A 25,670-nucleotide genomic window follows, 5' to 3' on the forward strand; every position below is an offset into this window, starting at 1 on the left:
GTGATCCTGGTGGCTCTTGGTTTTAGAAACGGGCGGCGCTATAATCGTTAAGCCAGTCAGGAGCTTGGCCGCGTACGCACGCCGCTACAAGCTCACCGGTGGTGCCGGCTAAGGTGATGCCGAGGTGTTGGTGCCCGAAGGCGTGAATAACCCGGGAGTCGTAGCGGCTGGGGCCAATCACCGGCACACAGTCGGGTAGGGTGGGGCGCATCCCCATCCATTGGTGGCTAACCGGGGCGTCAATATTCATCAGCTTACGTACCCGTTCTTCGATAAAGCGGATGCGTGCTGGGTTGGTGGGGGCGCGTAGCGAGGCAAGTTCTACGGTGCCTGCGGCGCGAAGGCGGCCGTTGGCCAGGGGGGTCATATAAAAGGCGCTTTCTACAGGGCAGGTGGGGCGCGTGAGCACTTCGCGGCCTAACTCAAACTCAACGTGGTAGCCTCGTTCCGTATCTAGTGGAATACGTTCGCCAAGCGTGGCGGCAAGTTTTGCTGACCAGGCACCTGCAGCTAATACAACGCGATCAGCCAAGAGCGTTTTCCCATCCTCACACTCAATATGCACACCGTCGTTGGCGGTGCGTAATCCGCGTGCGCGGCCTTTTAGAATGCTGCCTTCCGAAAGTAGGGGCTGGGCGAGTGCCTGTATAAAGCCTTGTGTATCGCGGAGGTGGCACGAGTTTGGGAAGAGGACGCCCCCAACGCTTTTCCCCGCCATGGCGGGTTCTAGGGCTGCAACGCCGGCAGCGTTGAGTATCTCTTGCTCGACACCGAGCGAGCTGCGTAAAGCAATGCCCGCTTGCGCGCTTTTTAGCCCTTTTTCAGTGGTATAGGCGTATAGGCAGCCTTCATTGCGAATCAGCTCACGTGCTTGGGGTGCTGCTTCAAGCAGGGGGCCATAACCACTGAAAGTTTGCCCTAATAAGCGTGCAAGGCGCTGCGCATTTATCGTTGCGCAGCGTTTGTTACATTGGGCCATAAAGCGCAACAACCAGGGCATTAGCTCTGGAAGGCGCGTCCACTGAACCACGAAGGGAGAATTATTAGAGAACAGCAGGTTAGGCAACTGCGACCAAACAGAGGCATTGGCAACAGGGGTGCAACCGTACTCTGAAAGTGTGCTGGCGTTGCCATAGGAGCATTGACCGGCAATGTCCTCAGGTTCTAGCAGGACGACTTGGTGACCATCGCGGCGCAGCCATAGGGCGCAGGCAATACCTACGGCGCCACCGCCGATGACGATAATCTCATTGCGTGTTGGAGTCATAAGAAAGCCTTGGTTGAGGGGGTGGACCGTTTCGAGACAACTCAGCGATGACCGTCAGCCCGTGGGTAAGCTGTTCACGGGTGGAGGCCGCAGAGAGGTTGATGCGTATGGCGTTAGAGGTGTTCTGGGGGGCGAGGACAAATGCTGAGCCAGGGAGCACCGCTACCCCTTTGTTGAGGCACGCATTGCTGAAGTGGTGGTTTTGCCAACTGTCAGGCAGTTTCAGCCAGGCGTGGGGCGCTGTGGGGCCACTGTGTACGTCTAGGTCGCCCATTATTTGGCGGAGTATTGCTTGCCGTGCGCGTAATTCCTCACGCTGAACGACGATTAAATCGCGCACTTTGCCGCTTTCCATTAGTCGTGTTGCCACCAAGGCAGAAAGTGGCGCTGTACTCCAGCAATCTACGCGTAGGCTGGAGCTTAAATCGGTAACGAGGTCGGCGGGGGCGAGTATAAAGCCTATCCGTAGGCCGGGAGCCACGCATTTGGATAGCGAGGTTATATAAAGCGTTTGCTCAGGCAGGCTGCTGGCTAGGGGGGGAATAGGCGTATCCAGCAGTGGCCGGTAGACATCATCTTCTATCAGCAGTACGCCCGCTGCTTCTATCACTGTTAACAGCTCGTTACGCCGTTCTTGGTCCAAGGTAACGGCCGTTGGGTTTTGTATGGAGCTAACGATGAAAACAGCACGAGGCGCGTGTTTGTTGCAGGCGTCTTGAAGCGCTTGCGGCACCATGCCCCGTTCGTCAGTACGCACGCCCTCAAGGTTTACATCCAGCGTGCGGCACAGGGCGGCAATCCCTTGGTAAGTAATGTCATCAGCCAGCACTGTTTCACCCGGTTCGACGATGGCGCGAAGCGCTAGCGCTAGGCCGTGCTGTGCCCCATCGCACATGATGACCTGTGAGGCGTTCGCTGTTAGCCCTTGCTGGCACAGCCAGGCGGCGGCAGCTTCACGCGCCCAGGTTGGCCCTTCGGAAGGGTGATAGTCCTTCATGGAAGAAAAGCGGGGGTCTAGCGGTAATTCGGGCAATAGTGCTGCGAGTACATGGTTATAGGCATCGGTAGCCGGGCGGTTAACGCTGAGATCGATGATGCCTGTTTCGTTAAGTGGTGCTGATTGGAATTGGGCTTCCTCTGAGCGATAGGCGGAAACACGAGTGCCGCGTCCGGGCCGGGTCTCGATCAGTTTATCGTCCTGTAGAATCGCCATGGCTCGAGTGACGGTGGAAACATTGACCTTTAAACGCTTCGCCAGCTCACGGTGCGGTGGAAGTTTTTCACCTAGCCCAATCTGGCCCGAGCGTATGGCGTTCGAAAGCGCTTGGGCTAGCTGGATATAGAGCGGTTCAGGGTGATTGAGGGAGCCAAGCTCCTTCTCTACTTCTGTAAGCAGAGTATCTAACATTGAAGTGCCTTTAGATGTATTGTGCTGCTTGTATTGACAAATAATATGCGTTTTGAATGAAAAAACCAAGATATTGAGGATTGATATTCACAATTTTCCATGATTGTATTGATTGTGTCGCCATACAATTAAACATAATACTAACTAGACAACGATGGATCAGGAGAAGGTTATGCAGCCTCTACGTAAATTCTTCGCTATTACGACGCTTGCGGCCGTGAGTATGAGTTCAGTCTACGCATATGCTGGGGATGTTTCGCTGCGTTTAACCCATATGTATCGTGCGGACTCGGACGCTGGGCAGGCAGCTCAGGCATTCGCTGATCAAGTCGAGGCGCGTAGCGATGGGCGTATTGATATCTCTGTGTATCCTTCTAGCCAACTTGGTGACTGGACGGAAACGCACGCTCTGCTTATGCAGGGTGCGGTCGATATTGGCCTACAACCTCTTTCTACTAATTTTGATCGGCGCTTAGCGATTGCTTGGTTTCCTTACATTGCACCCACTTATGCGGAAGCTGAATCGGCCTACGAGCGTGATGGTTTTGCCTTCAATATCGTGGATGGGTTAATTGAGGAGCAGGGGTTACGCTTGCTGGGTGTGTTTGCCGATGGCATGGGCGGCGCGGGCTTTACGAAAGAAGTGAATAACCCGGCTACGCCAGGCGAAGATAAGGATTTGCGAATTCGTGTATGGCCGGGCGGCACCACGCACCGCACTTTGATGGAGAACTTGGGCTACCAAGTGGCTACTATTCCGTGGGCTGAGCTGTACACCGGTATGCAAACGGGCGTTGTGGATGGTCAGATTGGTGGCTCTCCTGAAATGGCTTACAGCAATTTCAAGGACATCACGAAGACTTGGGTTCAGTACAACGACCACTTAGAGCTGGGTTGGTTTGTCATGAACCAGCAGCGCCTAGCGTCGCTACCGGAATCTGACCAGCAATTGTTGGTAGATGTTGCCCAAGAGGTTTCTTCCCAACGCTTTGATGAGGTGGAAGCCGCCGATGAGCGACAGCTTGAAGCGCTTGAGGCAGAGGGCGTGAATGTTGTTCGTTTATCCACTGAGCAATTACAACAGTTAGCAACCTTTACCCGCGAGCAGGTGTGGCCAGACATTGGCGATGAGCTGGGTGACGACATGATGAGCGAGCTACGCACAGGCCTAGCGCTAGACTGAGCTGACGAAGCCTTAGCGAGGTAACAATATGTTAAAAGTCTCTCGTTTTCTGTGCCGCTTATGGTGTGCGAAGGTTGCCCTACAGCGCTTTCTGGTGGTGATGTCGGGATTGGCTATCACACTGCTGATCTTTATTCAGGTGGTTTCGCGCTATGTATTTTCGATGGCGATCTTCGGTATTGAAGAAATCGCTTGTTACATAGCCGTGTGGCTGTATTTCCTCGGCGCCGCTATCGGCGCCGAGCAGCGTGGCCATATGTCTGCTTCGTTAGTGTCATTGGTCTGGCGGGGTGAGCTTGCCCAGCGTGTGATTAAGCTTTTGGTTGGTGCATTGTCAGTGGTGATATCGGGTTGGATGACAGTCTGGGCTTATGGCCTGGCTAAGTGGTCGCTGCAATTCAATATGATGTCTACCGAAATTAATGTTCCTGTGGGATATGCGCAAATGGCGATCCCCGTCGGCCTGGCTTTGATGACGTTATATTTTTTCTTTGAGCTGATTGAGACCATCGTCCTCTGGACGAGGAGCCGAGGCACCCATGCTTGAATACATTCTTATCGACGCAGTGATTCTATGCGTGTTACTAGTGATTGGTTTGCCGGTTCCGCTGTGCTTTGCGGCTGCAGTGCTGTTTCTGTTTACTGTTGGCGATTTTGGGAACGCGACGTTCTTGGTGAGTGCTGGCTTTAGTCAAGTGTCTTCTGTGGTGTTATTGGCTATTCCGCTCTATATAATCGCTGGGGCGATCATGAGCCAAGGCGGCATCGCCAATCGGCTTATTGATTTAGCTGAATCCATCGTGGGTCGGTTTAGCGGTGGCTTAGGTATTGTGGTTGTGCTCGCAACGGCTGTGTTTGGTGCAATATCGGGTATGGCTTCTTCTGCAGTCGCAGCGATTGGCACTACGATGATTCCTCGCATGGTAGAGAACGGTTATGACCGTGGCTATGCGACTAGTTTGGTATCTTGCTCATCCGTGCTGGCGCTGCTATTGCCGCCTAGTGCGTCGATTATTCTTTATGGCTGGGTGTCTGGCACTTCTATTACGGCTGCGTTTCTTGCGCCGATCATACCGGCTTTCTTGCTCATCGCGCTGTTCTGTTTCTGGAACTGGGTGCTTACTCGCCGTATGCCATTGCAGCAGATGCCAGCGTTACCAGCGCGCGAGTGGGGGCAAGAGGTTGCCCGGCGTGGCCGCCGAGCTAGTCTTGGCCTGTTCATGCCGCTGATTATTCTCGGTTGTATCTATGGGGGGGTAACTACGCCAACCGAGGCGGCCGCTGTGGCGGTTATTTATGCCATGCCTTTGAGTGTGCTGATCTATCGCGATATGGACTGGAAGGATCTATACACAACCCTTTGGAAGGCTGGGCAGATGACCGGGGTACTTCTGGTGCTGGTTTTTTTTGCCTCTATGCTATCGCGCATGCTGACGATGCAGAATGTGCCGCAGCTGATGCTTGAAGGCTTTACGCATGTTAGCGATAATCCGCTCATCCTGCTGCTGATGGTTAATCTGTTTCTTATTGTTGTTGGCATGCTAATGGACGATGCTAGCGCTATCCTGTTGGCCACGCCTATGTTGATGCCCATCATGCATAATCTTGAGATTGATCCTGTCCACTTCGCTGCGATCATCACTACCAACTTAGGTATGGGGCTGATTACACCGCCTACCGCGCCGCTACTTTATCTTGGTTCCTTAGTGGGTAAGGTGCCGTTGGTACAGATGCTTTCTCCCACCTGTGTGTTCTTGCTATTTGCGTATATGCCTGTCGTCATGCTGACAACTTACTTTCCTGCGCTGTCGCTGACACTGCCACGTCTGATGGGGTATTAATAGGAAACTTGTGTCCGTTAAAGGAAGAGTATACAGACAGAGTTGGTTTGAATCACCGGATCAAGCCTGAGCGGTTATTGACCATTAGACACCCGGCGATAATGGATAGCGGAAATTTCAGTAATCTTTGGGCCTTTGTTTAGCCGGGTAGGCTTGCTCCGAATGGATTTGTGGAGAACTTAAATGATAAGGGCGGATGCAGATTCTGAGTGCAACACCCTCATTGGATAGTTGATGGGCTCTCATGATACTTGGCCATTAGCTCGCTCATGACTTCTATCGGACATTTAAAATCAAAGCGTTTTCGAGGCCGCATATTTAGCTCTAAAGCAATGGCATCTAGCTCTTCTTGGCTATAAGTTGGAGCGCATCGTAGATGACTTCGTGTGAAGACATGGAGGTAAGTGTTATCAGGAAATTTACGCTTCAGTGTGGGCTATTTGCTCTAGTGACCAGTACTTGCGCAGCAGGTAGGCCACCAGTTCGAACAGCTCACCATCGAGGTGCAGCTTCGGAGAACGTCGAGGCCGACAGTGGGTCAGTCAGGCTCGGTATCCAGCGAGACTAGCGTCATACGCTATGTCAGACCTGACCGTGTGGCGTGTCAGTTCTCGTGAAATGGTGTTGTGTGCACGATCCAGCTGACGCGCGATGGCACGAATCGAGTGGTGCCCCTGCATCAGCATGATGGCAGCTCGGTCTTCAGCAGAAAGATGGCGATAACAATGAGTCATGGCAATACCATACCTGATAGGTTAAGTGTTGCACTTGCTCATTGAGACCGCCATATCGAAATCTTCAAAGTCCTTCAGCAATTGCTTACTGCGTATTTTTTTGCGCTTGCCACGCGAGAGCCAGAACAGATCTTCCATGTCGTTAATCGGGTAAGCATCACTGCCGCCGACCAGGTGAACCGAGAGCTGGCGGCGTGAGAAGTGTAGGCCGCCCCCCTTGCCAAAACGTCACCTGCGGTACTGGCGAGTGTTTGAGCCTGAACTGCTGGGCAGGCACGACGCAATCCTGCCGGTCGGCGAGTCCCTTGAGCGGGACGGTTTCGCCTTGCAGCGCCAGCAAGGCATTGGCCGTGTCACTGATCTTTGCGCCAAAGCGAAAGGACGTAGCCAAGCGCATCACGGTGACATCTTTAACGCGATGTGACGCCATGGCGTTCTAGGCTCCCCGCCACTGATAGATGGCCTGGTACGGATCACCGGCCAAAAGAACGCGGCACCTGGGCTGGTCTATCACAATCGCTTCCGCGCAGGGGTTGGAGTCCTGAGCTTCATCGAGCAGAACAATATCGTAACGCGACGACAAATCCGGCTGACTGAGTTGGAACAACTTGAAATAGCCGTCGTGGGTAATAGAGACGTTGCGGTTATTCAGGTCGCTCATTTGCAGCCAAAGTTGCTTGGCATGGTGGGTGACGATGGCCTGTCGATCTTTATCTTTGGAAGCAGCCCCTTTGGGGAGCGGCCAATGACGGTAGCTGATCTCTTTGTCGGCGCTGATCACATAGGCGTGAAGGGCGATGCGAATGTCTTGGGCCAGTGACCAGTCAGATGTCCTCACCACTTCCAGAATGTCCTCCAGGCACAGGTTCGGGGCGAGTTTGTGCCGATAATCCTTGCCGATGGCCGCATTTGCACTTGTGAAGTCCTGTTGCCGGATCCAGTCAATATATACCTCAAAACCTGCCGGAACTGGAAGCTCAGGTTCCTTGTCCTCAATATATACCAAGTATCCAAAGGCCACTTCTTAAGTCAGCAAGGTAAAAGACCAGCCACCCATGATCGCATGATGATGACAATATGGCGCCGTTGCGGATTTTCTTTAAGCACTGTTACGCGGTGGGCGGCGATCTGCTCCATTGCCAGCAAGTTTGGTTGTACACCAGAGACCTTAAGAGCCTGGTGCAAACGCTCAGAACTCACACAGGAAGATAGCTCGGTTAACCTGCCTGAAAATGAACGACTCAAGCAGCTAGAGCGTGAAAACGTCGAATTGAAGCGCGCCAATGAAATTCTCCGTAAGGCGGCTGCTTTTTTCGCCCAGGCGGAACTCGACCGGAAACCCAATTGATGGTGTCATTTATCGACGAGCATCGTGTTCAGCTCGAGGTTGAGTCGATTTGTAGCCAGCTGCCAATCGCCCCATCGACGTATTACCACCACAAGGCACTTGAGACCGATCCTGAGGGGCGGGCAGATCGATATCCGCAGGATGTGCGATTCTTACGGCGGAGGTTCAGAGGGTGTGGCAGGAAAACTTCTGCGTCTACGGTGCTCGTAAGGTCTGGCGGCAACTTCGCCGTGAGGGCGTTAATGTTGCTCGTTGCACCGTAGAACGGCTCATGCGACGCCTAGGGATTCGCGGCGTGGTGCGAGGCCTACGCCCCTTCACGACGATCAGTTATCCCGGCCAGAAACGAGCACCTGATTTAGTGAAACGTGACTTGACGGCCATGCGTCCTAATTAGCTTTGGGTGGCCGATTTTACGTATGTCGCTACCTGGTCTGGCTTCGTTTACGTTGCGTTCGTTATCGATGTTTATGCACGCTGTATCGTAGGTTGGCGTGTAGCAGCGTCGATGAAAACGGGATTGGTACTGACGCATTTCTAAAGATCAAGTGTCTATTTGTACCTGATTGATCGCTCGATTTCCGGCGCGAATGATGTGGTAAACCTCCCGGGCTATGTAGCGCTTCAGACAACGGATAATTTCTAGTTTTGTAAGGCCCTGATCAGTACGCTTCTTCACATAGGCCTGTGACACTTACCCGTAAGTTGGGATATTTGGACTTTAAGCCACAAACCGAGACTACAGATCAACTCGAATTCCAGAACAGCCTGTGGGTAGCACCCGAGAAAAGGGACATTACCGTTATACAACTATATGAATTAAAACAATTATCCTGACATAAACAAGTAAAAGAAAGAGTGAAAAAATTCGCCCAAGTTGGACACATATACCAAGCACGTTCAAGCAGCCTGAACATTGGCCTGATGGCGCTCCCACTAAAGCGGTCTTTAACGGCAAAGCGACAGGCTTCTGACAGCCGGTTGGCAGCACACCGGAAGGGTGCTTGGATTCCCAATGATCCAAACCATAAGCCACCTAGCCAAACTCATTTCTGGGATGGCACGAAATGCAGGCCAGATGCCACTAACTGCTTACCCCTGGAAGACCAAATACATGAGTGACGGGGCTTACGCGACTGATTCTGCGCCAATGCAGTAGCGATGCACACCGATGGACGGTAAATAAGGCTCTACGTCTATTCTCGCATCTTTACGTCGCTTGCGACGTTGTTCCATATCCGGTTCTGAGGGCGGTGTTCGAAGCGCAGGTAGCAATCCTGTTCGTGGATCGGGTGGCACAATAATAGGCACAGACGAATTGAACGCGAGCGGGCGGGGGGTAGGTTGTTCCTCAACAGAAGCAAAGTAAACGTTCGCCCGAAGCTGAGGGGTTTGCTTGCGTACCAGCGCCAGCGGCTCACTCGCTGGAAGACTGGCCAGCTTTTTCAACTGAATCGCGATGTGTGGCTGATCGGCGCCGAGCTTAATTAGCCGCTTTTCGGCCTCCGCGATGCTAATTTTTACAATCGAACGCCCAGAAACCTGCCACCCAACGCCGATATGCCGGATCGGATGATCGAGAACATGCACCGCTCGTATCGTCTTCTTCAGGCTCAACCTGGCAAGCCCTGCTGTGTTCAAGTGCTGGCGCAAATACTGGAACTGGCTGCCAACTTCTGCTTTGAGTAACGATTGCGAGTTGTGTTGCGGCTCAGTCTGCTTGATCTCATCGGCAATCGCCCGAAACATAGCCTTTTGCTTATTCAACCCACCGAATTTTTCTCTCAGTGTTTCGGAAGCTGCAATGACGCCTGCATGCTTGGATGTCAACACACCCGATGTGCCTGCCTCATGCCACATATCCATCAGGACACACCGTAGCCAATCGGAATTGGCATGCGCAGCCGTCATGGCCCAGGCCTGCGGACGTTCTCTCTCGTACTGTGCACACACGTCGTCAATGGCCTTCACCAATCGACCAAAACACTCACCCGCTTGATGAATGAGCCTGAAGCGTCGGTAGTCTTTATCCAGGGTGTCAGTTGTCATGAAGTGTCTCCGCTAAAGCAGTGCGTATACCTATATCAGGATAGCAAGTTAACACTAATGTTCGTTTTTAATACTCTATATATAATCATATATAGTGTTTTTAGTGTATTGCGGCATATCATGCAGTTTCATAAGTCACAAAAGTGCCTCGAAACTTATCCTTTTAAAAGCTACTATCAATCCACTCCCCAGCCTGCTGAACGAGCATCATGAAATGATTCCGAAGATCGTCGCAGTCGTGGGGCATAATCGCATCAAAGTTCTCGCATTCTCTGACAGACGCAGCACACAATCCGAGATGTTTTACCATGTGCCTTACCGCGGCTGACGTAGGTTTATGGCGAAGCAGTTCCTCTGTGGCAAAAAGACGATCGCTAGTGGCGGCCTCAAGTTTCATGCCTATTTCGACCTGGGCTAGATATTCCTTTGAAAACCCGCTCATATATTATTTCCCATGTTTGGATAAATATTTTGTAAACATATTCGTTTGATTTAATTGGATATGTCACCATTATTGACCACCAAGTTAGCAGCGTTATTCAGGGCGGTAGCCGAACCGGCCAGACTGTAAACGCGCCGCTTTTTGACGGTGACTCTTGGTTTCATCGAAGACATAACGCTCGGTTGTCACAACAGACGCATGGCCTAGTATTACCTGAATTTCCCGTATCGACATACCGGCTTCCCGCAAATCCGTCGCGCAGGTGCGCCGCAAGTCATGGGGGGCCAACTTCAGTTCATCGGGCAACATCAGCCGTAGGCGTTCCAGACGATTATTGACGCTACGAAGGCTTAACGGGGTTTTAAGATAGTCGTTTGAAGGTGCCTTCTGTTTTACCCAAATGGGATTAAATAAATAACCTGGAGTACGGCCACGGTACTTATCCAGATATTCATTTAAGCGCCATACTACACAGTCTGGTAACGTCAGCGAGCGCTGCTTTTGGCCTTTACCTACGACCGTGATCTCATGGCTGATGAAATCAATGTCCTTGAGCTGGATGCTAACTGTTTCGGCACGCCGAAGCCCAATGGATGCCATCATCGCAATCATCAAGCCATCACGAAATGCCCTAGCAGTGGGCTCTTGGTCACACAAATCAAGTAGTGCCCTAATTGTGCCTGCACTATGGGCAGTCCCGGCGCGTTTAGCGTGAGAATAACGGGCCGCCTTGATCTGCTTAATACGATCCAGGGTGGCATGGCTGATCTGATCTAGCATCCAGGCTTCTGTGGCTATACCGCGAATTACCGCACGAACGGCATTCCGTTTGGCTGGGGATTGGCCGGAATCACGGTAGGTTGCCAGTATCTCGCTGACCACATCAGGCGTCAGGGTTGACCAGTCTACATAATCATAGGGGAATGCCTGGTTGGGATGTTGAGCCCGACCGTCATTGTTGGGTGCGCTTAACTTTGGTGGCTTGGGTGCGCCGAGAGCTTTGGTGGCAATTTCGTTAATGAGACTCCGCTTTGAAGTGACGCTGGCAACGGATTCCTGGTTACGCAAATGCCGGTGAGCAGCATTGCTTCCGCGAGGGAATGGTTGGCTAAGGTCAAATATCACCCGAACGGGCGGTTCCTCGTAATCCATCACACCCGTTGCCGGAAATGAAGGTGTGATTGTCGTCATTGAGTGCTGCGATGTGACGATAATGTGTTTGTTGTCATTTTGCATGGTGGTATCCCATAGAAATACGTTGGCTGATCCGAGTATGCAATAACCGCTATGCTATAAGACCGTAATCAACATTGAGGCTCAAAGCTGAAATGGATTTAGCCCTATTCAAGTCAGCACAAAAAAACCCATGCTGATGCTCCTGTCATAATTGCATTTAATATATCTTAAAGGTAGTTAATGAATTAGAAAAGGGCAAACGGCCTGCTACTACCTGGCGAAACTTCTGCTTTGATGCTCTATTTAGAAAACGGTCTTTTATAATACCCTTGCTTTTACGTGTTGCGGTCTAGCTAAGCTACTGCCCACGCCACAGGTAAGAAAATGCGCTCATGGCCTCAAAAAAACAGTCACTCGATTAAGTAAAAACTTCAATAATTATGAATATAATCATTGCTTTAAATGTATTTCTTAGTTTTTATGAGACTCTGTACTTAAAATCTGTCTTTTTGGGCATACCTACCCCTGAACATTTTGCGTACAGCAGCCAAAAATACTGGCTGCATCACGCAATCAGGGGCTAACAGTTCTTTTGGGAGAGGCTATTTCAACATCTTGCCGCGCTCTTTAAATGGTGGCTTGGCCTGATCCTGATCGTCCCGAACTCCCATTGATTTGCACGCATCACATGCCCAAAGACGTGTCTTCTTTTTTGAGAGGATGCTAGAAGTTGTTCTGGTCAATAAAACCGGACACATTAATTTGCTAATTTCTCATACTCTGCTGGAGCCTGATCACCATTCGATGAATGCAGTCGCTCCAGGTTGTAATACTTCATGTAGGCCTCGACATCCCGTTTCATGTGAGCCCGTGTTGGCTGGTGTACTTTAAGTAGCCAATCGTGTTTCAGACTGCCGAAAAATCGCTCAACAACCGCGTTGACGCTCCTATGTCAAATATTCTCCCGTAATTTTCCAAGATCCCTCATTATCAGTGGGAATAATTCTCGAACAATATATCGTTTCAGGCAGCGATGAATTTCCTTGGACGTAAGTCCTTCCGCTGTTCGTCGGTCTACATAGGCACGGGTTCGGGGATCGCTTCGCATCCTAACCATAGCTATCGTCCATAACGCATTGTTAGCCGCTCGGCTGCCACCTCGGTTTAGTCGATGCCTTGTCGTCTTGCCTGAGGAGGCGGGTAGAGGGTTTACACCGCAGAGCGAAGCTAAGGCTGCTTCATTCTTCAGGCGTTCAGGGTTGTCTCCGGCAACGGACAAAAGAATAGCCGCAGTATGAGGACCTACGCCAAAGCGACTCCGCAGCTGTTGCGCATGCTTTTGGGTAAGTGCCTCCAGTTGCTTATCAAATTTTTCTAATTCGGCAGCTAACGTCAGCCATCGCTTGGCAAGTGACCTGAGCGTTGAGGTCAACGCCTGCAAGAGAACACTATCTCCTAGGTGACGGATCTTTGCACAAGCCTTCACGCAGTCGCCTGTTTTCGGTCTCCATAGCTTCTCGCGGATGTCCTGGGGCGCACTCACCAGCAAGGCGCGTAATTGATTGATCGCTTGCGTCTTCGCCTTTACGGCGCTGCGCCTGGCGACGGATATGATGCGCATCGCCTCACAGGCACCTGATTGCTGTTTAGGTATGGCGGTCGCTATACCTGACAACACCGCTCTAGCTGCACTTTCGGCATCCGTCGGGTCGGACTTGCCCTGCTGTCGTCGCTTGGCTCTATCAGGCCGATTCACTTCAAGAACCGTGATTCCATTATCGATCAGGAAACGGCAAAGTCCTGCACCATAGGTTCCTGTCCCTTCGATACCTGCACGAGTCAGGGTGCCAAAAGACGAAGCCCAGCTTAGCAAGTCAAGGTAACCTGCCGAACTTGCGGAAACGGATCGAGTTCCAAGTAACTGACCTATCTCGCTGATTACAGCACCTGCATGGACATCCAGGTGTGTATCTACACCTAGAATAACTTCCTGTGGCGATTCAAGTTTCATGGGATACACTCCTTAGTGGTGGCGTATTCCCAATCTCAATCGCAGGACAGGACACTCACGGCGCAGAACAAAGCTCCTATTAGGTCACAAACGCTGAGCCCGGGAAGCCTCGGGGAACATCAATACTGGCCGACAGGTCAACGCGAAGGCAGTAAAGCCAATCCCAGCACGGGTCAGGCCAATATGATGTTCACAAGTATAGTAGACTGAGTGTACGGCTCCTATGAAAAGACACCAGCACCGTCGAAAAACACAGCGTCTCCACCGGATGCTTAAACTTACGATTCTCACCCCAAAAAACACATACGCTTCTTTTTAGCTGCTGCGGCCGATCAGGTGACTCATCACGTATCCTCAAGGTTCACCCGATGCCTGCTCCAACGAAAGATGCAGATTTTCAGCCCCTTCTTCGCAGTTCTAGTCTGGTGCCTGGTGCCACTGAACATAAGTTTTAAGCGTCTCAGTAGTCGCTCCACCTGCCATACACGTTACGACCGGGACATCAACGATCAAGCATCAAGGTATCTTGAAGTTGAAGGCTGAAGGACTTGCCCATCGAAGCTCGCGTAAATCCGCCACGTTGTCGGTAGCAGCCGTTGAAGAGGGAAGCCCCACCCATTAGGGCGGGGAGCAGTTACCTCATCACTTCTTGCACAGCGAGCAAATCGAAACTGTTGCCTATCTCACCCAAAGTCGCGAAGTCCTTACCGTAAATCCACCCTATGTGCTTAATGTTACAGGTTACGATCGCAACATCTGCCTGGGCAGAAAATGATGACATCATCAAAGAACCAAAAGCAGTTAACCTCAAAACCTCATCTGCCATCCAATTACCCATCAGTGACCAGCGCCCACCAGTAAGGCTCAAAGTTGTTCTCTAAGGTAAAAATGTAATAAATCGACATTATATTGTCGATAATAAAAGATATATATATTATAGTGTCGATATGAAAACACGGCATGTTACCCTCAGCCCTAAAGCCTCCCTCTCCCTGCGTCTGTTCGCCGGACTGATCGAAGAGGGTAGACTCAATAAAGGGTGGACCCGCGACGAGCTCGCTGATCGGGTTGGTGTTGGCGTGGTCACTATCCGTCAGGTCGCCAAAGGCTCATCCCGAGTGGCTATTGGAACTTATTTCGAAGCTGCGGCGTTGGTCGGCGTTTCGCTATTCACCAATGATCTGGACACACTAAACCGCGAACAAACGATCCAGCGAGACCGGCTAACATTGCTCCCCAAGCGGGTTCACCGCCAGCCACAAGAGCCTATTGATGATGATTTCTAGTCGACGCGCCTACGTTTGGATCTGGCTTCCCAGACAGACATTTCCAGTGGTCGCCGGTCTTGTCGAACGCGATGATCAAGACCACTATCGCTTTACCTATGGTCGTAGTTACCTTACACGCCCTGATGCGATCAGCCTATTCCCCGAAGAGCTCCCCCTTCGTCCCGGAAACCAGGAGAAAGTAGACGGTGCGTTACCTTCCTGCCTACGTGACGCCTCACCAGACGCTTGGGGGCGACGCGTCATTATCAACCGTCTTACGGGGCAAAAAGGCGATAAGGCTAATGGTGTCGACTTCAATGAGTTAGTCTATCTGCTCGAATCTGGCTCGGATAGAATCGGTGCGTTAGATTTACAGCAATCGCCCACTGACTACCGACCACAAGAGAACCAAGTTGCCACCTTGGATGAATTGCAAGAAGCCTCAGCGTATGTAGAGGCTGGAGAACCGCTGCCCCCAGCCTTAGACCTGGCCATTCAGCATGGCAGCAGTATCGGCGGTGCCCGCCCTAAGGCTCTGTTGAACGATCAGGATCGCAAATTGGTGGCAAAGTTCTCTTCTAGTACCGACCTTTACAGCGTAGTGAAGGCGGAATTTGTCGCCATGCGGCTCGCCCAGCAGGCGGGGCTGGATGTTGCGCCCATCAAGATGGCCCGCTCATTAGGCAAGGATGTACTGCTGATTGAACGCTTCGACAGAATGAAGACAGCTGATGGTTGGGGGAGACACATTGTGCTCTCTGCTCTCACGCTGCTCGGTCTGGACGAGATGATGGCCCGCTATGCCAGCTATGAAGATCTCGCCCATCGAATCCGATCTAAATTCAACCAGCCGGGGAAAACACTGGTCGAGTTGTTCAGCCGCATCGTCTTCAACGTACTTTGCGGAAATACCGACGACCATGCACGTAATCATGCTGCCTTCTGGGATGGTATGCACTATCGACTAACTCCGGCCTACGATATCTGTCCGCAGTCACGTACCGGTGGCGAAGCCACCCAGGCGATGCTGTTGTATGACCAGGAACGTCGCAGTCAGCTAATCCACTGTTTGGCAGCCGCAGAGCGGCTCGGTCTTAGCCGGACTCAGGCCCGTGAAATCATCAATCACCAGATTGCGATCATCCATGATTATTGGGATGCTGTTTGCGATGAGGCTGACCTAAGCCAGGTCGATCGTGACTTTCTATGGGGTAGGCAGTTTCTAAATCCGTTTGCGCTGGAGGGCTATTCTGAGAGATGAGACAGCATTCTCCTGGTTAGATACAGTCATGATGAAATCATCAAAGCACCAAAAGCGGGTAACCTCAAAACCTTATTTAGAATTATCATCAAAAGCTCATTTGCTATCCAATTGCACATCAGTGACCAGCGCCCACCCGTAAAGCTCAAAGCTGTTTTCCACGCTGTCACAAACGGTGATTGCCTAGCAGGGAGAATGGCTGGTGATGGAGGCGTTGGAAACAATACCGCACCGCCATAGTGATAAGTCAGCACTGGGTGAGGGACTGCGTAAGCTGCATGAGATGACAGGGGACGAGCACGGCTGGTTCCGAGATAACGCCTGTGGGAAAACACCCTAGCCAAGGATGGCCGCGCTTTTCAGCGAGAGCGGCGTTTGTTACCGCTCATCAACGCCTGTTGTTCTAAAGGGCTGTTAAACAACGGTTTACGTCACCGCCTTGAAGCGTTAGCCCATGGGGTAGAACGCTGGCTGCCGGATGTTTCGCCGACTTTGGTGCATGGTGATTTGTGGTCGGGCAATGTGCTGTTCACGCCCCAAGGCCCCGCGATCATTGCCCCTGTGGTTTACTGCCACTTCCCTGAGGTGGATCTGGCGATGTTGACCCTATTCGGCTCGCCCAGTACTGCTTTCTTTGAGGCGTACTAGAATGGCAATGCACCTGATGAGTGGCCAAGCCGAGAGGCGCTTTTTCAGCTTTACCCGCTACGGAATCATTTGCTTTTGTTTGGAGGCAGCTACCGACCTGCCATAGAGCGTGTGTTAGCAAGACTGAAAGCTTATTGAGCGGAGTGCTGGCAACTGGTTCGTCGCTATTCACGCCCTTTATTCATTGGTACTGAAAAGTCAGTGGCGGTGATTTTTCAGCTTACGAAACACTGCATACGCACCTGCGCAGATAGTCCCAATCATGATGAACAGGATTGGAGAGATACCCAAAAAGAACTGCATGTTATTGCTCATAGTGAATTGCCTCTGACGTGGAGTAGGAATGCGGTTTAGTTTTGGGTAATCAGCGTAGCACTTGACTCCCCTCCCTTCAGTGCTGTCGCGCTTCAGAATCAGAGCCCTCAGGCTGTTACTTTAGCACTAATGGTTTAAGCAGCAACATCAACGCCGCAATCAATATCCGTAAGCTAATAGCAGAAAGCCGCATAAGCAGTCACCTGCCTATGCGGTGGCACAAGCGGCAAGCCAAAGTGACTTAAACGCGGTGTGAGCTGAGAAGATATCTTTCTACTCGAGAGGTCAGCATGGCAACCGATCCACACCTCAGGCTTCCGATAGGTATCCAAACCTTCTCGACAATCCGCGAGGGAGGTTACTACTATGTCGACAAGACACCGGTGATCGAGCGCTTGGTCTCCCAGAACAAGTTCTACTTCCTGTCTCGCCCGCGGCGCTTCGGCAAGAGCCTGCTGCTCGACACCCTGCGCTGCTTGTTCGAAGGCCGTCAATCGTTGTTCGAGAGATTATACCTCCATGATCGCTGGGGCTGACAGAGGGGGGTACGCTCATGCCACCAAACTTGCTACGCCATAGATAGTAACTGGCTTCTGAGAAACCGTGCCGACGGCAGAGCTCCTTGATGGGCAGCCCCGCTTCGGCTTCGCCAAGGAACCCAATGATCTGTTCTTCGCTGAAACGCTTCTTCATGTCCAATCTCCTTACGCATAGGATCGGACTCTAAAGTGTAGCGCTACTCAATCTGGGGGTGACGTCGTCTATACCAAGCTTTAAAGCGGAAAAAAGCAAACGAATGATTATTCCTTTAAGCGCCCCTAATTAAAGCATTACTACGGAATTTAAAATTATAAATCACATGTTTTTTAGAGAATATATACATCTAAAACAAATCTCCTTTTAATTATATGACCTAAAAAAGCGTCTCCTTTTAAAAACTCTATGGAAAGTAACGATAAAACATTTAGCACTTACTAGGACTAGGCTTAACCCCTTATATCAACAAGGCCAAAAAACTCTCAATGCATAAAATTATAAAAATATAAAACGTATCTTTTTCAAGTTAGCATTAGCCCCGATCAGCATCACTTTCTATACAGAGTCCTATCAAGGATAAAAACTGATGAAGATCGCCTAAAATAACTTCTTAGGATAAATGACATGTTGGTAATTTTTATTTATTCTACTATCTACGAAGACAACCCATTTGATAATATTTTAAGAACGTCTAACCATTACTTTAAATTTTACATCTTTTCTACTCAGCGCTTCTCTAATGATAGTCCGGCAACTTCATCTACTGTTCTTAAAGATGCACCCCGACCAAGATATAAAATATAACTATAAAAACAAGAAAATTACTAACATAGAACTAAATAGGCTAAAAAAAGATTCAATCCTTCTTTACCGTTAGTTATAAAAACAAGATTTATCATTCTAGTAAAATTACAAAAAATCGTACGCATGATAAAATAATATTTTGGATGGAATTACAAATTATTAGCATTCGATTTATATTAAAAAAACACAGAAATACTTAAAAAAATATTAATCTGAACAAATCTTACTACACGAATTTAAAACTGTCATAAATCAACATTTTATTACGAATAATAAGTCGCTTGTCGTAGCCCCGTAGTGAGAACTGGTTTTAAACCGCTCTACCTTTTATACTGGTCTACAAACCTAAACTTACTACCTGTAAATCAATTGGTTTTAAAATATAAACTTGTTTGGTGTAAACCAAAATTGGTCTACAAAAGTGAATTTGTCATTCGTAAACCAATAGAAAAATAACTATTGATCTACGACTACTAACTTTCCGCTTTTTGAGAAAACCTACAGACATCAACTTCATTTTTGTAAACCAATATCTAGAAGTCTCAAAAAAATTGCTATCTTCCTTATTGACCTATGATCATCAACTTCTATATTGTAGACCAAATTTTGGTTTACAAAATTGTAGACCAATATATAATTATTGGTTTACTAGGGTACGTAGGTTATCTATGGATATTATAAAATCTGCTGAGAAAACACATTCGGAATTGTACAGCATGCGCGATTCACTAGCGGCTGAGCTAGATCGCATACGCAATCATGCTCAAATAATTTGTGATTTGCATTGGGAGAATGTCCGAGAAGAAGCAGGTCGACGTGCGCCACGCTTTATAACTCGCATACGTGTCACAACAGGATCGCTTCAATGCCAGTGGCTGCGAGCCGGTGGCAAGCCACCTTCTGAGCCAGGGGGTAGAATTATGGCGACACTGGTGCCAAAGGGTACTAGCCGCTTCAATCCACGATACAAACAATCCGCATTTAATTCGGCCGAACCGTGGGAACGTGAAATAATAGATGAAACAGAAATCAACTATGCAATGTTGCGGGAGCGCTACATGGCCATATCTAAAATTAAAAATGATTTAGATAAAACTATAGGTTTAACTAAAAAGAGTTTTGAGCGTATAGGTTTTCTATGGGATCAATAGCGAGAAATAATTCCATTGCGTATGGAATTGCCGTGCATTCGCGATTTCATCAATTCTGTGCAATGCACCAAACCATGCCACTTTTTTCCGGACCCAGCTCGCTGCCACTGCTGTTTGTTGTGCTTTCTTGAGGTGTCCGGGATATTCAACCAGAACAGTATTAAACAAATCGACGATGTTTTGCTGTTCCATATTATTTAAAAACTTCCGTAGGAATATCAATTCATTATGAGTAATCTCTAAATGAAGAATCTAGACACACAGGAATACAGTACTGGTTATTAGAGTGCTACGGTAATCCCCCCGAAAACTAATCGCGTTGATAAGTGGAATTTTGTAACCTGAAAAAACAGGAGATTTCACATGCGCAAATCACGTTTTACTGACAGCCAGATCATGGCGATTTTGAAGCAGGCTGAGTCTGGTTTGCCTGTCCCTGAACTGTGTCGCGAGCACGGCATGAGCAGCGCCTCATTTTATAAATGGCGCTCCAAGTACGGTGGTATGGACACGTCCATGATGAAGCGCCTCAAGGAGTTGGAAGACGAGAACCAGCGCCTCAAGAAGATGTATGCCGAAGAGCGGTTGAAGGCAGAGTTGCGCCAGGAAGCCCTCGAGGGAAAGTGGTAAAGCCATCTCAACGCCGCGAGATGGCAAAGAATGTCGTTGAGGCCGGTTGCTGCAGTATTCGGCTGGCCTGTCAGGTTTTCGGGATCAGTGAAACCTGTTACCGCTATCAGGCGAAGCTGAGCCATGAGAACGCTGTTATCGCTGACTGGCTGGTGCACCTGACCCACAATCAGCGTAACTGGGGCTTTGGACTGTGTTACTTGTATCTGCGCAACGTGAAAGGCTTTCGCTGGAACCATAAGCGCATCTACCGAATTTACCGGGCATTGGAGCTGAACTTACGCATCAAGCCAAAAAAACGATTGGTGCGTGACAAGCCAGCGCCATTGGTCGTATCCGCTGCTCTAAACGACTGTTGGTCGATGGACTTCATGCATGATCAGTTGGCCGATGGCCGAACGTATCGGTTGTTCAACGTGATCGATGATTACAACCGGGAAGGCCTGATCATCGATGCTGACTTCTCTCTGCCAGCAGAGCGCGTGATACGCTCCTTAAACCAGTTGATCGAATGGCGTGGTCGGCCCAAGGCCATTCGATGCGACAACGGCCCGGAATACATCAGTGGCAAACTAACCCGTTGGGCGAAGCAAAACGGCATTGAGCTGCTGTACATTCAACCTGGCAAGCCACAGCAGAATGCCTACATCGAACGCTACAACCGAACAGTCCGTTATGATTGGCTGAGCCATTATCTGTTCGACTCAATCGCTGAAGTACAGGATTTTGCCACACGCTGGCTCTGGACGTACAACCACGAGCGACCGAACATGGCATTGGGTGGGATAACACCGAAACAGAAGGTGGCCATGGCTGCCTAACCAACTCTACTTATCGCCCCGGTTATAAATGGGGGGATTACCCTACAATATCAATAACCGGTGTATTTTACAAACGTTCTTTTTTCATTAGTTGGATTTAACGGCATCAGTGATAATCAGCATATTGAAATCAAATTTCTATGCACTGCAATTAGGCAAAGAATCTCTTTTAGTAGCGTAGCGTGGCTTTTATTAATTTCTTTTTTTCCGCAGTAATGCACTTTTTTACTTATATTTTATTTGCTAACCACTTATTGTCGATTTTAAATTTCAAAAATAAACCGTAACGGTATTAATTATTGCAGTAAGTGTAGGGGCAGTTTCTATCATCGGTTTAGAGGCGTTTACATATTCTTCGATCATCCAGAAAAATCAGGCACTCGACAATGTGAACCAAACCCTCCTGGCGCGGGCAGAACAGCAAGGAATTCCCAACGCCAACGCTGATCTGAACAAGCTCGGTAGAACGTGCGCTATAAGCTGGCGATGCAGGTGCGTGAGGCCGAAGAGTGCAGAACGCGGGGTCCCTCCCTAAATTCTCGCCCGTGTATCCCTCGGTGGCTGGCAGCATTTCGAACGGCAAGGGCTGTATTAGCAAGATAGGAGAACAACGATGCAATGTTCATGCGGCGCAAGCGCTGATCTAAGCACACAAGTTAACCAGAAATGCGATGCAGAGCTTCGCTACTGCGCCTGCGAAAAGTGCGGGACCATCAGCGAAGCGGTACTGGTGTTACACGGGCACGATGTGTGCTGGGACGTGACAGGGGATGCCGTGGCAAGGCGTTGGTTCAGTACGCTCACGCCAGAGAGTGCCGAAGAGCTATTTCAGTCGGTGACAGCGCTACAAAACGTCCTGCTGGGTGATAGCGACGACGACTCAGGCGATCTGCACACCCAATTCAGCTTTACTTTTTGAAAGTAAAAGCCGCATGCTGGCCAACCACATTGTCGATGCCAGCTGAAGCAGGCGAATCGAAAATCTGGCATACAAGGCAAGGGCGGAGGGTAAGCAGCTGGTCAACATTGATCAGGAGTTTTCCATCTCGAAAACCTACGTGAGCTGTGGGCATAAGGTTGAGAAAATGCCTATCGACACTAGTCGCAGGGATTGCCCTTGCTATGGTAACCGAGGTGTTGATCGAAACCTCGATGCCGCCCGCAATATCTTATAAGCAAGCACCGCGATGTTAGCTTGTGCCAAGAGTTTAAATATCATACCGAGGAGCACTCGAAAATATCCGCCTGTGGAGTTTGAATAAAATCGGCAATGCCAAGGCATTGAAGGCAACTGACAACGAAGCAGGAACCAGGAAGGTAACAACCAGGGAATCCCCCACTATCATCTCTAATTTCGTGGTCGGGGCATGCCAAATCCGCCACTGTACCACTTAAGCCGTACTAATTAAATTTTGGTAATCGCATTGCTGAGTTAACATATTGGTATGACTTGGGCTCATTACCTCAGTACTAGAGAAATGAAGAAAACGTTCACCCTCGCATCTTCATTAACAGCCCTCACCTTCTTAGCGGGCTGTGCTGGCATACCCAGCGTACCTATGGGGGATCCTAATTACAGCGAAAGCAACAGCCGAGCCTACAACCTCGCTATGGTGGGTGGTCTACATGAAGCACGGGATACAAAGCAAGGTGAAGACGAATACAGCTCGATGATGAGCGACCTATCGAGTGATGCTGGCACGGCGCGATCGCTCTCAAGCTCTGCTGGTTTTGGTTTATCAGGTGGAGCGTCACTGGGGCTTGGCCTAGCGTCGGCGCTGCTATCTGGCCCTGGCATGATGCAACTTGATAGGGCGTTTGCATTTGTCCCAACTAGTGAAGCCAATAGCCCTGAACATGCAACTGAAGTTATTCGCAATCGCTTCTATGAGGCTGTACAAAGCTTGACCGACAATAGCAACTTCCTCATGTACTATAAAGAAAGTGACAAAAATATCCATTACTCTCGCCAGCACAATCTTTTCGCCATTGCCTTAGAGGGTGTTTACATAAAGTACTATAATGATCGTTGTTACTAACTCTGAATCTGGAGCAGCTATCATGGTACGCCGCAAGAAGGTTCAGCCTGAGCACTATCCGATCCTATGTGAGATTGTCACCGACAAACCGATGGCAACGCTCGTTGAAATTCGCGATTCGTTTACTGCCAAGACCGGTATCTCATTGTATATCGAAACCTTAAGGATGGCGCTTAAGGAGGCGGGCATCACCCGGCATAAGGGAGTTCCCGAGAAATCTGGTGATCAACGTGATCAGCCACCCGAGGTAGAATCACCTCCTCGTTACGGCTATCAGGATCGTCACCGACAGCAGGCACCAGAACAGCGCTACCCAAGCTGCCTGACCGATGCAGAATGGGCATTGATTGCGGATATCTTCGATACCGATGGTCATCGTGGCAAGCCGCCTAGTTACCCCCGACGCTTACTGGTCGATGCTTGCTGTTATGTGGTTCGTAGTGGTTGTTCGTGGCGGATGTTGCCTCAAGACTTTCCACCTTGGCAAAACGTGTACCGCACCTTTCGGCGCTGGAGCGAGCAGGGCAAATTTGAGCAAATGAACGACCGATTGCGCGCTCAATGGCGAGAGCGTGAAGGGCGTGACAAGATGCCAAGCGCTGCTGTACTTGACGCCCAATCAACACGTCATTCTCCCCAAGGCGGGGCCAGCGGCTATGATGCTGGCAAGAAGGTCAAAGGCCGGAAACGACACGTTCTTGTTGATACGCTAGGCCTTGTGTTGGCGGTGAGTGTGACGGCAGCAAGTGTGCAAGACCGCGATGGGGCGCACCCTGTTATGGCCAATGGAATCGAAAAGTATTCTGGGATATCAACAGTTTTTGTTGATAGTGGTTATGCAGGACGCTGTGCGCAGACGATCAACCAGCAGCATGGTGTTGAGGTAGAGGTCGTGCGTCATCCTGGCAATACTAATGTTGGCTGGTGGAAGACGCCCAACCAGCAAGACCTTTTCACAAAGCAACCGGATGCCAAGGGATTTACTATCCTGCCGAAAAGATGGGTCGTAGAACGTACCCATGCATGGATCGAAAAGGCACGCCGACTGGTAATGCACCATGATCGAAGTATTCAGGTATCCGAAGCTTGGGTGTGGCTGGCGGCAAGCCGACAATTACTCAACCGATTAACTCACCCGTCCTGATATTTAGTAAACACCCTCTTAGTGAATAAAGAGTTAGCCCGATTCCAGCAGAACAGCCCCCTGGCAAAGATCTTTGTGTGTAGTGGTCAACTAATACCGGACATTAATTAAATTTTTGAATTCAGGATTTAAGGTTTTTCTCAGCCACCACGGGAGGCAGGCCATCGTTAAACGAGTGAGGGCGCTGCTGGTTGTAGTAACCCATCAGATAGCTACTAACGTCTTTCTTGGCCTCAGGTAGATTTCGATATCCCCACGCCGGTATCCACTCTGATTTCAGGCTCCGGAACAGCCTTTCCGTCGGCGAGTGTCCCAGCAGTTGCCACGTCGGCTCATGCTTTGTTTCATTCTATAGCGCCAAAGTCGTTGGCGGAACTTGCGGCTTGCATATTGACTGCCCTGGACGCCCTTCTAAGTGTCAAGTGGCGATTTGCGTCTGATTGATATCCCGATGACGGCTACGCAGCACATAATAGAGCTCATAGCGTTTCAGGCATCGGATGGCTTCCAGCTTGGAGTGGCCCTCTCCCACCCGCCATGCCTGCGTATCGGCATCCAGACGTAGCCGCCTGATGGCGATGATATACAGCGCACTATTGGCAGCGCGATCGCCACCCCGGTTGAGCCGGTGCCGCTGCGTCTTACCTGACGAGGCAGGAATAGGACTAATGCCACAAAGCGCCGCAAAGCTGGCTTCTGAGCCAAGGCGGTCCGGATTATCGCCTGCCATGATCAGTAGCTGTGGGGCCGTCTCGTAGCCTACTGCTGTTCGAGACACCAACTTTGGTGCCAGCTCATCGACGATAGCTTTGATCATGACCTACAAATCGGCAAGCTCGTCGTGCAGTTCCAGGTAGCGGCGTGCGAGGGATTTTAGGGCGATGCGGTAAGCCATCGTGACATCCCGGTACCCGTTCAAATCGGGACGCCATGCCGCCAGCGTCCGAAGCAACTGTATTCGCGCCATGTTCCTCGACAGATCGCGCAGCTCCCCTGGTGCCGAGACCACTTGAGTCTGGATCATCTGGAGGGCCACACGGCGAGCCGCGACCGCAGTTTTTCGGCAAACCTTCTGGACACGTAAGGACTCGATCATTCCGACACGTGTCTTCGGGGTGACAGTGCGAATACCCACATAGGCCGCATGAGCGGCATTCTCTGCATCGATTGCGTCATCCTTGCCGCGCTTGCGCCGTACGGTCTTATCGAGTGTCGTGACTTCCAAGATAGTGATGCCTGTGCGCTGTCAGTAGCGCAGCAGGCCGGCTCCATAGGTACCGGTGCATTCGATTCCCACCCGGCTGAGATCGCCGAAGGAGCACATCCAGGTCAGCATAGTCTTGTAGCCATGCCGGGTGGTAGGAAAGCTGGTGGTGCCAAGCACACGGTCATGGACATCCACGACGGCGGCTACATGCAGCTCTTTGTGGGTATCAACACCGCCGATAATGAAGGAGCGATCACTGGGTTGCTGACTCATAGTGGATCTCCAAGCTATTGATTCAGGATGGCTTCACCGAGTTCGATAGCCTGGACACGACAGTAATAAGGCAGGCGGTCAGGCCCTTCTTGAGTCACATGCTTCGACGAGGC

Annotated in this window: 19 protein-coding genes, 9 pseudogenes and 1 other annotated feature; of the genes and pseudogenes, 15 read left to right on the forward strand and 13 right to left on the reverse strand. The window is 50.3% G+C overall.

Annotated features, from left to right (window positions below):
• Window positions 1-22 precede the first annotated feature (22 nt).
• Both ACQE2I_RS18635 and ACQE2I_RS18640 read right to left on the reverse strand, forming a co-directional pair.
• Complete coding sequence (locus ACQE2I_RS18635; protein ID WP_192536311.1) at window positions 23-1,267, reverse strand: NAD(P)/FAD-dependent oxidoreductase; 1,245 nt, start codon at window positions 1,265-1,267, stop codon at window positions 23-25.
• Entirely contained in the window at window positions 1,248-2,675 is a 1,428-nt protein-coding gene (locus ACQE2I_RS18640; protein WP_192536310.1) for a PLP-dependent aminotransferase family protein, read from the reverse strand. The genes ACQE2I_RS18635 and ACQE2I_RS18640 overlap by 20 nt, the downstream gene beginning before the upstream one ends.
• A gap of 172 nt (window positions 2,676-2,847) precedes the next feature.
• On the opposite strand from ACQE2I_RS18640, the gene dctP reads away from it, so the two are divergent.
• The 3 genes from dctP to ACQE2I_RS18655 are packed head-to-tail and all read left to right on the forward strand — an operon-like array spanning window position 2,848 to window position 5,699.
• Window positions 2,848-3,858, forward strand: coding sequence for a TRAP transporter substrate-binding protein DctP (dctP, locus tag ACQE2I_RS18645; RefSeq protein WP_192536309.1), 1,011 nt, complete (start codon window positions 2,848-2,850; stop codon window positions 3,856-3,858).
• Window positions 3,859-3,886: 28 nt separating this feature from the next.
• The gene (locus ACQE2I_RS18650; RefSeq protein WP_192536308.1) at window positions 3,887-4,405 is read left to right on the forward strand and encodes a TRAP transporter small permease; all 519 of its coding nucleotides are present in this window, start codon (window positions 3,887-3,889) and stop codon (window positions 4,403-4,405) included.
• Entirely contained in the window at window positions 4,398-5,699 is a 1,302-nt protein-coding gene (locus ACQE2I_RS18655; protein WP_192536307.1) for a TRAP transporter large permease, read from the forward strand. Before ACQE2I_RS18650 ends, ACQE2I_RS18655 begins: the two co-directional genes overlap by 8 nt.
• Before the next feature lie 220 nt (window positions 5,700-5,919).
• On the opposite strand, the pseudogene ACQE2I_RS18660 reads toward ACQE2I_RS18655, so the two are convergent.
• Together ACQE2I_RS18660 and ACQE2I_RS18665 are read right to left on the reverse strand one after the other, a co-directional pair.
• A pseudogene (locus ACQE2I_RS18660) lies at window positions 5,920-6,057 on the reverse strand (IS30 family transposase); the annotation flags it as partial.
• Window positions 6,042-6,433: pseudogene (locus tag ACQE2I_RS18665) on the reverse strand (transposase); the annotation flags it as partial. The pseudogenes ACQE2I_RS18665 and ACQE2I_RS18660, both read right to left, overlap by 16 nt.
• A gap of 217 nt (window positions 6,434-6,650) precedes the next feature.
• On the opposite strand from ACQE2I_RS18665, the gene ACQE2I_RS18670 reads away from it, so the two are divergent.
• The gene (locus tag ACQE2I_RS18670; protein ID WP_427031515.1) at window positions 6,651-6,857 is read left to right on the forward strand and encodes a hypothetical protein; all 207 of its coding nucleotides are present in this window, start codon (window positions 6,651-6,653) and stop codon (window positions 6,855-6,857) included.
• A 12-nt stretch (window positions 6,858-6,869) separates the two neighbouring features.
• On the opposite strand, the gene ACQE2I_RS18675 is transcribed toward ACQE2I_RS18670, so the two are convergent.
• Entirely contained in the window at window positions 6,870-7,274 is a 405-nt protein-coding gene (locus ACQE2I_RS18675; RefSeq protein ID WP_193057410.1) for a UvrD-helicase domain-containing protein, read from the reverse strand.
• 270 nt (window positions 7,275-7,544) lie between these two features.
• Between ACQE2I_RS18675 and ACQE2I_RS18680 the strand changes: the two are divergent.
• Window positions 7,545-8,310: pseudogene (locus ACQE2I_RS18680) on the forward strand (IS3 family transposase); the annotation flags it as partial.
• Window positions 7,739-7,855, forward strand: a sequence feature (AL1L pseudoknot). Its footprint overlaps the pseudogene before it by 117 nt.
• A gap of 599 nt (window positions 8,311-8,909) precedes the next feature.
• Here ACQE2I_RS18680 and ACQE2I_RS18685 read toward each other — a convergent pair.
• From ACQE2I_RS18685 to ACQE2I_RS18700, 4 genes and pseudogenes are all read right to left on the reverse strand, one after another.
• Complete coding sequence (locus ACQE2I_RS18685; RefSeq protein ID WP_192536302.1) at window positions 8,910-9,830, reverse strand: hypothetical protein; 921 nt, start codon at window positions 9,828-9,830, stop codon at window positions 8,910-8,912.
• Between the two features lie 535 nt (window positions 9,831-10,365).
• Window positions 10,366-11,508, reverse strand: a complete 1,143-nt coding sequence (locus ACQE2I_RS18690) for a tyrosine-type recombinase/integrase (protein WP_192536301.1) — start codon at window positions 11,506-11,508, stop codon at window positions 10,366-10,368.
• Between the two features lie 697 nt (window positions 11,509-12,205).
• A pseudogene (locus ACQE2I_RS18695) lies at window positions 12,206-12,388 on the reverse strand (integrase core domain-containing protein); the annotation flags it as partial.
• Between the two features lie 12 nt (window positions 12,389-12,400).
• On the reverse strand, window positions 12,401-13,459 hold the full coding sequence (locus ACQE2I_RS18700) for an IS110 family transposase (protein WP_192536300.1): 1,059 nt from the start codon (window positions 13,457-13,459) through the stop codon (window positions 12,401-12,403).
• Window positions 13,460-14,406: 947 nt separating this feature from the next.
• On the opposite strand from ACQE2I_RS18700, the gene ACQE2I_RS18705 reads away from it, so the two are divergent.
• The 4 genes and pseudogenes from ACQE2I_RS18705 to ACQE2I_RS18720 all read left to right on the forward strand — a co-directional run.
• Window positions 14,407-14,745, forward strand: coding sequence for a helix-turn-helix domain-containing protein (locus ACQE2I_RS18705; protein WP_193057445.1), 339 nt, complete (start codon window positions 14,407-14,409; stop codon window positions 14,743-14,745).
• Complete coding sequence (locus ACQE2I_RS18710) at window positions 14,732-15,988, forward strand: type II toxin-antitoxin system HipA family toxin (RefSeq protein WP_192536201.1); 1,257 nt, start codon at window positions 14,732-14,734, stop codon at window positions 15,986-15,988. Before ACQE2I_RS18705 ends, ACQE2I_RS18710 begins: the two co-directional genes overlap by 14 nt.
• A gap of 196 nt (window positions 15,989-16,184) precedes the next feature.
• Window positions 16,185-16,774, forward strand: a pseudogene (locus ACQE2I_RS18715) (fructosamine kinase family protein); the annotation flags it as partial.
• 467 nt (window positions 16,775-17,241) lie between these two features.
• A pseudogene (locus tag ACQE2I_RS18720) lies at window positions 17,242-17,481 on the forward strand (AAA family ATPase); the annotation flags it as partial.
• Window positions 17,482-17,494: 13 nt separating this feature from the next.
• Here ACQE2I_RS18720 and ACQE2I_RS18725 read toward each other — a convergent pair.
• Window positions 17,495-17,644, reverse strand: a pseudogene (locus ACQE2I_RS18725) (transposase); the annotation flags it as partial.
• A gap of 1,364 nt (window positions 17,645-19,008) precedes the next feature.
• On the opposite strand from ACQE2I_RS18725, the gene mobI reads away from it, so the two are divergent.
• Window positions 19,009-19,443, forward strand: a complete 435-nt coding sequence (gene mobI, locus ACQE2I_RS18730) for a conjugative transfer protein MobI(A/C) (RefSeq protein ID WP_226912224.1) — start codon at window positions 19,009-19,011, stop codon at window positions 19,441-19,443.
• Here mobI and ACQE2I_RS18735 read toward each other — a convergent pair.
• Window positions 19,429-19,635, reverse strand: coding sequence for a hypothetical protein (locus ACQE2I_RS18735; RefSeq protein WP_193057314.1), 207 nt, complete (start codon window positions 19,633-19,635; stop codon window positions 19,429-19,431). The genes mobI and ACQE2I_RS18735 overlap by 15 nt on opposite strands.
• Window positions 19,636-19,806: 171 nt before the next feature.
• Between ACQE2I_RS18735 and ACQE2I_RS18740 the strand changes: the two genes are divergently transcribed.
• From ACQE2I_RS18740 to ACQE2I_RS18760, 5 genes are all read left to right on the forward strand, one after another.
• A protein-coding gene (locus ACQE2I_RS18740; RefSeq protein ID WP_192536156.1) for an IS3 family transposase occupies window positions 19,807-20,894 on the forward strand; the annotation gives its coding sequence in 2 pieces (ribosomal slippage) (window positions 19,807-20,062 and window positions 20,062-20,894; 1,089 coding nt in all).
• Between the two features lie 613 nt (window positions 20,895-21,507).
• Window positions 21,508-21,813 (forward strand): hypothetical protein, encoded by a 306-nt coding sequence (locus ACQE2I_RS18745; RefSeq protein WP_192536157.1) that lies wholly within the window; start codon window positions 21,508-21,510, stop codon window positions 21,811-21,813.
• A 64-nt stretch (window positions 21,814-21,877) separates the two neighbouring features.
• Window positions 21,878-22,069 (forward strand): zinc ribbon domain-containing protein, encoded by a 192-nt coding sequence (locus tag ACQE2I_RS18750; protein WP_225734488.1) that lies wholly within the window; start codon window positions 21,878-21,880, stop codon window positions 22,067-22,069.
• Between the two features lie 303 nt (window positions 22,070-22,372).
• Window positions 22,373-22,933, forward strand: coding sequence for a hypothetical protein (locus ACQE2I_RS18755; protein ID WP_192536158.1), 561 nt, complete (start codon window positions 22,373-22,375; stop codon window positions 22,931-22,933).
• Between the two features lie 22 nt (window positions 22,934-22,955).
• Window positions 22,956-24,077: an IS5 family transposase gene (locus tag ACQE2I_RS18760; RefSeq protein ID WP_192536159.1), complete on the forward strand. Its 1,122-nt coding sequence runs from the start codon at window positions 22,956-22,958 to the stop codon at window positions 24,075-24,077.
• Between the two features lie 121 nt (window positions 24,078-24,198).
• Here the strand turns inward: ACQE2I_RS18760 and ACQE2I_RS18765 are convergent.
• Window positions 24,199-24,479: pseudogene (locus ACQE2I_RS18765) on the reverse strand (integrase core domain-containing protein); the annotation flags it as partial.
• 16 nt (window positions 24,480-24,495) lie between these two features.
• Window positions 24,496-25,557: pseudogene (locus ACQE2I_RS18770) on the reverse strand (IS110 family transposase).
• Between the last annotated feature and the right edge of the window lie 113 nt (window positions 25,558-25,670).

The organism is Halomonas sp. H2, assembly GCF_050215315.1.
Lineage (GTDB): Bacteria > Pseudomonadota > Gammaproteobacteria > Pseudomonadales > Halomonadaceae > Vreelandella.